The 9889-nt window shown below is 71.9% G+C and carries 9 protein-coding genes and 1 pseudogene; 2 read left to right on the top strand and 8 right to left on the bottom strand.

Annotation, left to right across the window (positions count from 1 at the left end):
* Window positions 1-174: 174 nt before the first annotated feature.
* The 7 genes and pseudogenes from nuoE to N798_RS09915 all read right to left on the bottom strand — a co-directional run.
* A pseudogene (nuoE, locus tag N798_RS09945) lies at window positions 175-1023 on the bottom strand (NADH-quinone oxidoreductase subunit NuoE); the annotation flags it as partial.
* Window positions 1023-2441 (bottom strand): NADH-quinone oxidoreductase subunit D, encoded by a 1419-nt coding sequence (locus N798_RS09940; RefSeq protein ID WP_035948132.1) that lies wholly within the window; start codon window positions 2439-2441, stop codon window positions 1023-1025. The gene N798_RS09940 and the pseudogene nuoE, both read right to left, overlap by 1 nt.
* Window positions 2441-3232, bottom strand: coding sequence for an NADH-quinone oxidoreductase subunit C (locus tag N798_RS09935; RefSeq protein WP_035948130.1), 792 nt, complete (start codon window positions 3230-3232; stop codon window positions 2441-2443). The genes N798_RS09940 and N798_RS09935 overlap by 1 nt, the downstream gene beginning before the upstream one ends.
* Entirely contained in the window at window positions 3229-3825 is a 597-nt protein-coding gene (locus N798_RS09930; protein ID WP_035948128.1) for a NuoB/complex I 20 kDa subunit family protein, read from the bottom strand. Before N798_RS09930 ends, N798_RS09935 begins: the two co-directional genes overlap by 4 nt.
* Before the next feature lie 78 nt (window positions 3826-3903).
* Window positions 3904-4266: an NADH-quinone oxidoreductase subunit A gene (locus tag N798_RS09925; protein ID WP_035948126.1), complete on the bottom strand. Its 363-nt coding sequence runs from the start codon at window positions 4264-4266 to the stop codon at window positions 3904-3906.
* Window positions 4263-5540, bottom strand: coding sequence for an NAD(P)/FAD-dependent oxidoreductase (locus N798_RS09920; protein WP_052117134.1), 1278 nt, complete (start codon window positions 5538-5540; stop codon window positions 4263-4265). The genes N798_RS09925 and N798_RS09920 overlap by 4 nt, the downstream gene beginning before the upstream one ends.
* Window positions 5541-5644: 104 nt before the next feature.
* Window positions 5645-6337 (bottom strand): demethylmenaquinone methyltransferase, encoded by a 693-nt coding sequence (locus N798_RS09915; protein WP_035948124.1) that lies wholly within the window; start codon window positions 6335-6337, stop codon window positions 5645-5647.
* A 73-nt stretch (window positions 6338-6410) separates the two neighbouring features.
* Here N798_RS09915 and N798_RS09910 point away from each other — a divergent pair, with 73 nt between their 5' ends.
* Together N798_RS09910 and N798_RS09905 are read left to right on the top strand one after the other, a co-directional pair.
* Window positions 6411-7712: an isochorismate synthase gene (locus N798_RS09910; RefSeq protein WP_035948122.1), complete on the top strand. Its 1302-nt coding sequence runs from the start codon at window positions 6411-6413 to the stop codon at window positions 7710-7712.
* 121 nt (window positions 7713-7833) lie between these two features.
* Entirely contained in the window at window positions 7834-8502 is a 669-nt protein-coding gene (locus N798_RS09905) for a SanA/YdcF family protein (RefSeq protein WP_052117133.1), read from the top strand.
* A 135-nt stretch (window positions 8503-8637) separates the two neighbouring features.
* On the opposite strand, the gene N798_RS09900 is transcribed toward N798_RS09905, so the two are convergent.
* The gene (locus N798_RS09900; RefSeq protein WP_035948118.1) at window positions 8638-9870 is read right to left on the bottom strand and encodes a geranylgeranyl reductase family protein; all 1233 of its coding nucleotides are present in this window, start codon (window positions 9868-9870) and stop codon (window positions 8638-8640) included.
* Window positions 9871-9889: the final 19 nt, after the last annotated feature.

Genomic DNA, 9889 nt, shown 5'->3' with positions numbered 1-9889 from the left:
GAAGAGAGTCGCGGGCTCGGCCTCGGCCTGGACGGTCGAGGGCTGCGCGGGGGCGTCCTTCTTCGTCTTCTTCTTGCCCTTGGCCTCGCCGGCCTCGGCCTCGCCGTCGGCGTCGTCCTTGGCGGAGTCCTCGACGGGCTTGTCGTCGGGCTCGGCCGCGCTCTTCTTGGCCGGAGCGCCGCCGGGCTTCTCGTCCGGCTCGTTGGTCGGGGCGTTGACCGAGGTATGCCGTCCGGCCGCCTTGCCCTCGACCGTCTCGCCCTCGGCGCTGGCCGACGTGTCGGTGTCGCCGTCCTTCGAGGACCCGTTGGCGCTCGGCGCCTCCCAGCCGTTCTCGTGGGCGACCTCGAGGCCGCGCAGCGACGCGGGACCGGCGCCGACGCCCTGGTCGGCGAGACCGTCGCTGAACCCGGCGAGGACGCGCGACATCTGCTTGAAGGTGCAGAGGCTGTCGGGACCGCGGGTCGGCTTCACCGGCGTGCCGGCGCGCAGGTCGTCGACGAGCTGGTTCGTCGACTCCGGCGTCTGGTTGTCGAAGAACTCCCAGTTGGCCATGACGACCGGGGCGTAGTCGCACGCCGCGTTGCACTCGATGCGCTCGAGGGTGATCTTGCCGTCCTCGGTCGTCTCGTCGTGACCGATGCCGAGGTGGTCCGAGACCGACTCCCAGATCTCGTCGCCGCCCATGACCGCGCAGAGCGTGTTGGTGCAGACGCCGACGGTGTAGTCACCGTTGGGGTGGCGCTTGTACTGCGTGTAGAAGGTCGCCACGCCCGACACCTCGGCGCGGGTGAGGTCGAGCACCTCGGCGCAGAAGTCGATGCCGCGACCGGTGACGTAGCCGTCGACCGACTGCACGAGGTGCAGCAGCGGCAGCAGCGCCGAGCGCTTCTGGGGATAGCGGGAGACGACCTGCTCGGCGTCCGCGTGCAGCTGCGCGAGCTGCTCCGCGGCATACGGCTCCTTGGACTCCGCGGGCACCGTGAGGTGACCGGCGGCAGTCTGCAATCCGTAGTGCTCCATCAGCGGTCAACGCCTCCCATGACGGGGTCGATGCTGGCGACGGCGACGATGACGTCGGCGACCTGGCCGCCCTCGGACAGCGCGGCCACGGCCTGCAGGTTGTTGAAGCTCGGGTCCCGGAAGTGCGCCCGGTAGGGACGGGTCCCACCGTCGGAGACGACGTGGCAGCCGAGCTCGCCCTTCGGCGACTCGATCGGCACGTAGGCCTGTCCGGCGGGGACGCGGAAGCCCTCGGTGACGAGCTTGAAGTGGTGGATGAGGGACTCCATCGAGGTGCCCATGATCTCGCGGATGTGGTCGAGGCTGTTGCCCTGGCCGTCGCTGCCGACGGAGAGCTGGGCCGGCCACGCGATCTTCTTGTCCTCGACCATGACCGGGCCGTGGACCTTCTTGAGGCGCTCGACGCACTGCTCGACGATCTTGAGCGACTCGTACATCTCGTCGAGGCGGATCCGGATCCGGTCGTAGGCGTCGGCCCCGGTGCGGGTGATGACCTCGAAGTCGTAGGTCTCGTAGCCGCAGTAGGGCTGGCTCTTGCGCAGGTCGTGCGGCAGGCCGGCCGACCGGAGGATCGGGCCGGTGATGCCGAGCGCCATGCAGCCGGCGAGGTCGAGGTAGCCGACCTCCTTGGTGCGGCCCTTGAGGATCGGGTTCTCGTTGAGGAGGAGCTCGAGCTCGCGCAGGCCCGCGCGCAGCTGCGGCACGGTGTCGTTGATCTGGTCGAGGCAGCCGTGCGGCAGGTCCTGCGCCACACCACCGGGGCGGATGTAGGCGTTGTTCATGCGCAGGCCGGTGACCGCCTCGAAGATCCGCAGGATGCGCTCGCGCTCGCGGAAGCCGACCGTCATGACGGTCGTCGCACCGAGCTCCATGCCGCCGGTGCCGAGGCACACGAGGTGGGAGTTGATCCGGGTGAGCTCCATCATGAGGACGCGGATGATGCTCGCGCGCTCGGGGATCTGGTCCTCGATGCCGAGAAGGCGCTCGATGCCGAGGCAGTAGGTCGCCTCCTGGAACATCGGCGTGAGGTAGTCCATGCGCGTGCAGAACGTCACGCCCTGGACCCAGGAGCGGAACTCCATGTTCTTCTCGATGCCGGTGTGGAGGTAGCCGATGCCCGCGCGGGCCTCGGTCACCGTCTCGCCGTCGAGCTCGAGGATGAGGCGCAGCACGCCGTGCGTCGACGGGTGCTGCGGACCCATGTTGACGACGATGCGCTCCTCGTGCAGCGCCGTCGCCTCGTCGACGAGATCGCCCCAGTCGCCGCCGGAGGCGTTGAAGACGCGGGCGCCGTCCTCGCGGTCGGCGTCGGTCGTGGCGTAGGGGTCGCCCTGACCGTCGCCGAGCGCCGGGTCGAGACCCGGACTCTGCTCGTCGGCCGGGATCTCTTCGTAGATGGTGTCGTCGTGAGTGGTCATCAGTTGTACGACCTCCGCTCGTCGGGCGGCGGGACGGTGCCGCCCTTGTACTCCACCGGGATGCCACCCAGGGGATAGTCCTTGCGCTGGGGGTGGCCCGGCCAGTCGTCCGGCATGAGGATCCGGGTGAGGGACGGGTGGCCCTCGAAGACGATGCCGAACATGTCCCACGTCTCGCGCTCGTGCCAGTCGGCGGCGGGCCACGTCTCGACGACCGAGGGGATCCTCGCGTCGTCGTCGGGCGCGCTCACCTCGAGGCGCAGGCGCCGGTTGTGGGTGATCGAGAGCAGGTGGTAGACCGCGTGCAGCTCGCGACCGGCCTCACCGGGGAAGTGGACGCCGGAGACGCCGGTGCAGATCTCGAAGCGCAGGGCCGGGTCGTCGCGCAGCGCGCGGGCGACGGCGGGCAGTGCCTCGCGACGGATGTGCAGCGTCAGCTCGCCGCGGTCGACGACGACCCGCTCGACCGCGGACCCGTATGCGGTGTCACCGGTCGTGCCGAGCGCCTGCTCGAGCGTCGTGGTGAGCTCGTCGAAGTAGGAGCCGTAGGGCTTCTCCGAGGCGCCGGGGAAGAGGATCGGCGTGCGCAGGCCGCCGTAGCCGGTCGTGTCGCTGCCACGGGTCGGGCCGAACATGCCGCGACGCTCGCCGATCCGGACGGGCGCCGTGTCGCCGGCCGCGTTGGCCTCGGTGAGGTCGAGGTCGGTCGCGTGCAGGTCCTCGGAGCCGACGACCGCCTCGGGCGCGGTCGCCTTCGGGTCGTCGGCGGGGGGCTTGGTGTCGTCGCTCATGCGAGGAGGTTCCTCCCGGGCGTCGCGGTGAGGGCGGCGTGGTCGTGGGTGGGCGGCATGAGCGAGGTCGGGACGGCGCGCAGGGCGGCCTCCTCGGCGGCGCGGGCTGCGGCGATGCGGTTGACGCCGAGCTTGGAGTTCTGGATCTGGTCGTGCAGCTCGATGATCGCGTTGAGCAGCATCTCGGGCCGCGGCGGGCAGCCGGGCAGGTAGATGTCGACCGGGATGATGTGGTCGACGCCCTGGACGATCGCGTAGTTGTTGAACATGCCGCCCGAGCTGGCGCAGACACCCATCGAGATGACCCACTTGGGGTTGGGCATCTGGTCGTAGACCTGGCGGACGACCGGCGCCATCTTGTTGGACACGCGTCCGGCCACGATCATGAGGTCGGCCTGGCGTGGCGTCGCCGAGAAGCGCTCCATGCCGAAGCGGGCGATGTCGTAGTCCGGCGTGCCGACGGCCATCATCTCGATGGCGCAGCAGGCGAGACCGAACGTCGCCGGCCAGATCGAGGCCTTGCGCATGTAGCCGACAACGTTCTCGAGCGTCGTCAGCACGAAGCCGGCGGGCAGCTTCTCCTCGAGTCCCATCAGAGACTCCTTCCGATCGGGTCAGGCAGAGCGGTGGCGCGCGGGAGCGCGACCGGAGCACACGGCATACGGGTCATGTCAGTCCCACTCCAGTCCGCCGCGCTTCCACACGTAGGCGTAGGCGACGAAGACGGTGAGAATGAAGAGGACCATCTCGACAAGGGCGAAGAGGCCGAGCTGGTCGAAGGCGACGGCAAACGGGTAGAGGAACACCGACTCGATGTCGAAGATGATGAAGAGCATCGCCGTGAGGAAGTACTTGATCGGCACGCGACCGCCGCCCTCGGCGCGCGGCGACGGCTGGATGCCGCACTCGTAGGGCTCGGACTTCGCGCGGTTGTAGCGCTTGGGCCCGACGACGAGGCTGGTCCCCACCGAGAGCGCGGCGAACCCGAAGCCGAGCGCCAGGAGGAAGAGGATCGGGACGTAGGGGTTGCTCATCGCTGGTCAACTCCCCTTTCGGTGCCAGGGTCTGCGGCTCGGGTCACGCGCCCCATCGTAGAGGGCGTGACGCAGGTCTCAACTGCAGCCGGGGTGGGGGTGGTCAGGGCGCCGAGGGCGAGCTTCATGAGCGGCTGCCTCGGGAGGGCGTAGGTCGTCGCGAGCCGGGTGACGAGCGGACGGTCGAGGATCTGCGCGGCCGCGCGTCCCAGCGTCCGGTGCCGTCCGAGGGCACCGTCGAGGACGTCGTCGTATGCCGTGAGCTCGGCATCGCGCGCGGCTCCGGCCGGGTGCGCGAGGGCTCGCGCGACGACGACAGCGGCGAGGCGGGCGGAGGTGAGCGCGGCGGCGACGCCCTGCCCCGTGACGGGGTGGGCGACGGAAGCGCAGTCGCCGACGGCGAGGAGGCCGTCGTTGTAGCGGCGCTCGCTTCGCCCGCTGGGACCGGTGGTGGCGAGGCGGGACCCGGCGACGGGGCCGGTCATCGTGGTCTCGGTGAGCTCCCAGTTCGCGGGGAGCGCGGTGAGCCAGCGGCGCAGGACCCCAGCGCAGGCGTCGGTCGTGGCGGTCGTGTCGTCGGCGAGGGCGCCGACGCCGACGGTGACGCGGCCGTCGCCGCGGCCGACGATCCAGCCGTGGCCGGGCAGGCCGGCGCCGTCGCCGGCGGTGAGGCGAAGCCAGGTCTCGACGTGGTCGTCGCCGTGGCGCGGGCTCTCGAAGTCGGCGGAGACCGCGACCGGCCCCCCCGACTTCTTGCCCGGATGCGACACGGTCTGCACGCCGGACGCGTCGACGACGACGTCGGCGGTGACGGTCGCGCCGTCCTCCGTCGTGACACCGGTGACGCGACCAGCGGCGTCGCGGGTGAGCCCGGTGACCTCGGTGGCGCGGTGCAGGCGCGCACCGGAGCGGACGGCATACGAGGCGAGGGTGTCGTCGAGGACCGAGCGGGCGACGGTGAGGCCGTGGGTCGCACGACCCTGCGCGTCGGGCCACGCGAGGGCGAGGCGCATGCCGCCAGTCGTGCCCGCGACGAAGCGGACGCCGGTCGTGCGGTGCCAGCCGGAGGTGTCGGACTCGGGGAGGCCGAGGACCGCGAGCTCGCGGACGGCGGCCGGTGTGAGTGCCGCGGCGCCCGGACGCGGGTCGCTCTCGGCGCTGCGCTCGAGGAGCAGGACGTCGACCCCCGCCGCCGACAGGTGTGCCGCAGCAGCGGAACCGGCGGCGCCGGCTCCGATGACGACGACGCCTGCAGCGTCAGGGAGAAACGTCAACGGGACACCTTGCTTGTGAAAGTCTTCACGAACAACGCCCTACTCTATGCAGCCGGTTTCGCGCCCTGCACTAAGGCGAACCTAAGTCCCGCTTTTTGAGCTCCTCAGGCCTTGGTCGCGCGGTGGAGGGCGACGATGCCGCCGGTGAGGTTGCGCCACTCGACCTCGCCCCAGCCGGCGGCGGCGACGCGGGTCGCGAGCGCGCGCTGGTCGGGCCACGCCTGGATCGACTCGGCGAGGTAGACGTAGGACTCGGGGTTCGAGCTCACCTTGCGGGCGACGCGGGGCAGCGCCTCCATGAGGTACTCGCTGTAGACCTTGCGGAAGGGGCCGTTGACCGGCTGGCTGAACTCGCACACGACGAGGCGCCCACCGGGCTTGGTGACCCGGGCGAACTCGCGCAGCGCGGCATCGACGTCGGCGACGTTGCGCAGCCCGAACGACATCGTCACCGCGTCGAAGGAGGCGTCGGCGAAGGGCAGCCGCATCGCGTCGGCGGCGGTGAAGCCGAGGTCGTCCCGGCGCTTCTTGCCCACGCGCAGCATGCCGAGGGAGAAGTCGGCGGGGACGACGTGCACCCCGTGGTCGGCGAAGGGCTCGCTCGACGTGCCTGTGCCCGCGGCGATGTCGAGCACCCGCTCGCCCCCCTTGGCGTCGACGGCCTTGACGACGGCGCGACGCCAGAGGCGGTCCTGACCGAGGGACAGGACGTCGTTGGTGACGTCGTAGCGCTCGGCGACGTCGTCGAACATCGCGGCGACGTCGCGCGGCTGCTTGTCGAGGGAGGCACGGCTCATGTCGTCATCCTCTCACCGCGCCACACGGGTTCGGTGCGGGGCCGGGACCGCTCCGGGACTACGCTTCCCGGTGATGACGTCCCTGCCCACGCCCGACCCCGGCACCGCGCCCCTCGCGCCGCTGGTCACCCGAACGGTCCCCCTCTCCCCCGCCGACGGTGCCGCCCTGCTGTCGCTGCTGCCGGCGACCGACGCGCGCGACACCACCTCGTGGGTGCGCCGCGGCGAGGGCCTCGTCGGCTGGGGCCGGGCCGCCTCCGTCACCGCCCACGGCGAGCCCCGTTTCGCCGCGCTCGAGACGTGGTGGCAGTCGGTGTCCGCCTCCGCCGTGGTCCGGGACGAGGTCGACCTGCCGGGCACCGGACCGGTCGCCTTCGGCGCCCTCTCGTATGCCGCCGACTCACCGGTCGGGGCCACCCTCGTCGTGCCGTCGGTCGTCATCGGGCGCCGCGGCGACCGGTGGTGGGTCACGACGACGACCACGACCGACGCCCTGCCGCCGAGCGTCGAGCCCGTCGTCGCCGACGACGTCGAGGCCCCGGGCGAGGTCGCCTTCGCCGACGGGTCGCTCTCCCCGACCGAGTGGGCGGGGGCCGTGGCCGAGGCGGTGCTGCGCATCCAGCGCGGCGACCTCGACAAGGTCGTGCTCGCGCGCGACCTCGACGTGCACACCGCTGCGCCCATCGACGTCCGGTGGCTCCTGTCGAGGCTCGCCGAGAGCTATGAGTCGACCTGGGTCTTCGCCGTCGACGGGCTCGTCGGTGCGACGCCCGAGATGCTCGTCCGCCGCGAGAAGGGGCTCGTCACCTCGCGGGTGCTGGCCGGCACGATCCGCCGGACGGGCGACGACGAGCACGACCTCGCACTCGCGGCCTCGCTGGCGCGGTCGTCGAAGGACCTCGAGGAGCACGAGTACGCCGTGCGCTCGGTCGCCGATGCCCTTGCGCCGCACTGCTCCTCGATGAACGTGCCCGAGGCGCCCTTCGTCCTGCACCTCTCCAACGTCATGCACCTCGCGACCGACGTCGCCGGCGTGCTCACCGACTCGACGTCGTCCTTGTCGCTGGCGGCGTCGCTGCACCCCAGCGCGGCCGTGTGCGGCACGCCCACCCCGGTGGCCGACGCGCTCATCTCCGAGCTCGAGCACATGGACCGCGGCCGCTACGCCGGACCGGTCGGCTGGATGGACGCCAGCGGCGACGGCGAGTGGGGTATCGCCCTGCGTTCGGGGGCGATCAACCCCGAGGACCCGCAGCGGATGTCGCTCTACGCCGGGTGCGGCATCGTCGCCGGCTCGGTGCCGGAGGACGAGGTGGCCGAGTCCGACGCCAAGCTCATCCCCATGCGCGACGCCCTCACCGCCACCCGTCCGTGATCCACCTGAGCCGGGGAACCGTCTCGCGGCGCCTTCAAGTGTCGGGGATCCGGGGCCTTCCCGGCGTGTGATGGCCCGGATGTCCGACACTCGGGATCGCGCCCGCAGCAGACTTGGGCCCGTGAAGAGACTCTGGGGGCGGCGCTGGGTGCGGGTCCTGGCGGCACTCGCCGGGCTGGGAGCTGTGGGTGTGCTGGGTCCGTGGCTGTGGGTCTCGGTGGCCTCGGCCGGACGCGTGCACTCGGTGGCCGACGCACCGACGGCTCCCGTGGCGCTCGTCCTCGGCGCCGGGATCGACCCGGGCGGGACGCCGTCGCCCTACCTCAAGGCGCGCCTCGACACGGCGGCCCAGCTCTACGAGACCGGCAAGGTCCGGGTCCTTCTCGTGTCCGGCGACAACCGCACCCACTCCTACGACGAGCCGACCGCCATGCGCGACTACCTCGTCGAGGCGGGCGTCCCGACGGAGGCGGTGGTGCTCGACTTCGCGGGTCGTGACACCCATGACTCGTGCCAGCGCGCGCACCGGATCTTCGGAGTGGACGAGGTCACCGTCGTCTCGCAGCAGTACCACGTGGGCCGAGCGGTGGCGCTGTGCCGCGCGGCCGGCATGACGACCGAGGGTGTCGGCGACGTCACCGTGCGCGACCGCTTCCCCCGCGACTGGCAGGTCGGGTGGGCGCGGGAGAAGGTCGCCAACGTCAAGGCCGCTGTCGACGTCCTGAGCCACCGCAACCCGGTGCTCGGCGACCCGGAGCCGGGCGTCCGCAACGCCCTCGCCCGCTCCTGACGACCCGTTCCAGAAGGGCAAGCGGCTCGCGAGCCCTGTCACCGCTCCCGAGCCTCGTCATCCAGGCTCGGGAGCGGCAGCCAGGCTCGCGAGCCCCGTCGCGGGCGTGCCCGGTCGCGCGGGAGACTCGGCTGATCAGGTGAAGGGCGGGCGGGAGTCCAGCGCGACGGAACGCCGGCCGGCCCAGCGCCACACGCGCGCGGCTCGATCACGGTCCTCGTCGGTGACGAGGTTGCCCATCCAGCGGAGCGCGAGCGTCATGAGCCAGTCCGAGCGCATGCCGGCCGGACCGAGCGCGGGCAGCACCCGCGGCACGGTGACGACACCGGCCAGGCGGCGGGCGATGGAGAACGCCTCGCCGTAGTGCTCCTGCAGCGTCGCGGGCCACGTCACCGACAGGTCGGTGTCGAGCAGGTCGACGACGAGCCGCCCACCTTCGAGGCCGTAGTCGATGCCCTCGCCGTTGAGCGGGTTGACGCAGGCGGCCGCGTCGCCGATGAGGGCCCAGTTGGGCCCGGCGATGTTGCTCACCGCACCGCCCATCGGCAGGAGTGCGCTCGTGGGCATCCGAGCCTCGCCGCTGAGCTGGAAGTCGGCCCGGCGCTCCTCGACGTAGTGCGCCATGAGCGGCTTGATGGCGACCTCGGCCGGGCGCTTCGTCGTCGCGAGGGTGCCGGCGCCGACGTTCACCTGGCCGCCGCCGAGCGGGAAGATCCAGCCGTAGCCCGAGAGGATCTCGCCGTCCTCGCCGCGCAGCTCGAGGTGGCTGCTGATCCACGGGTCGTCGGACATGCCGGAGTCGACGTAGCACCGGCCGGCCACGGCATAGACGGTGTCCTTGTGCCACTCGCGGCCGAGCACCTTGCCGAGCGTCGAGCGCACGCCGTCGGCGACGATGAGCCGCTCGCACTCGATCTCGAAGGTCTCGCCGTCGCGCTTGAAGGTCACGCCGCGCACACGCCCACCCTCGATGCGGGCGTCGACCGCCTTGGCACCCTCGACGCCGAGCGCGCCGGACTTGAGCGCGGTCGTGCGCAGGTGGTCGTCGAGCTCGGTGCGCGCGACCGCCGAGCCGTAGTCGGGCAGCGTGCCGCCCGGCCACTCGAGCAGCAGCGTCTGGCCGAAGCCGTGCGCGCGCAGGCCCTTGTTGACCGTGTGCCCGCGGACCCAGTCGCGCAGGCCGAGCCGCTCGAGCTCGCCGATGGCGCGTGGCGTCAGCCCGTCGCCGCAGGTCTTGTCACGCGGGAAGACGGCCGCGTCGGCGAGGACGACGTCGCGCCCGGCGCGGGCCGCCCAGGCCGCTGCTGCCGAGCCGGCCGGACCGGCTCCGACGACGAGGACGTCCGTGCGCTGCGGGGTGGTGGTCACGTCCTCATTCTCGCAAGCC

The sequence above is a fragment of the Knoellia flava TL1 genome, assembly GCF_000768675.1.
Lineage (GTDB): Bacteria > Actinomycetota > Actinomycetes > Actinomycetales > Dermatophilaceae > Knoellia > Knoellia flava.
The sequence above is the reverse complement of the archived record's forward strand: the minus strand, read 5'-3'. Positions and strand labels throughout refer to the sequence as shown.

Coding starts and splice junctions, on each gene's coding strand:
- N798_RS09925 (WP_035948126.1), bottom strand. CDS start 4,266: ATGAGCAACCCCTACGTCCCGATCCTCTTCCTCCTGGCGCTCGGCTTC.
- N798_RS09940 (WP_035948132.1), bottom strand. CDS start 2,441: ATGACCACTCACGACGACACCATCTACGAAGAGATCCCGGCCGACGAG.
- N798_RS09915 (WP_035948124.1), bottom strand. CDS start 6,337: ATGAGCCGTGCCTCCCTCGACAAGCAGCCGCGCGACGTCGCCGCGATG.
- N798_RS09935 (WP_035948130.1), bottom strand. CDS start 3,232: ATGAGCGACGACACCAAGCCCCCCGCCGACGACCCGAAGGCGACCGCG.
- N798_RS09930 (WP_035948128.1), bottom strand. CDS start 3,825: ATGGGACTCGAGGAGAAGCTGCCCGCCGGCTTCGTGCTGACGACGCTC.
- N798_RS09910 (WP_035948122.1), top strand. CDS start 6,411: ATGACGTCCCTGCCCACGCCCGACCCCGGCACCGCGCCCCTCGCGCCG.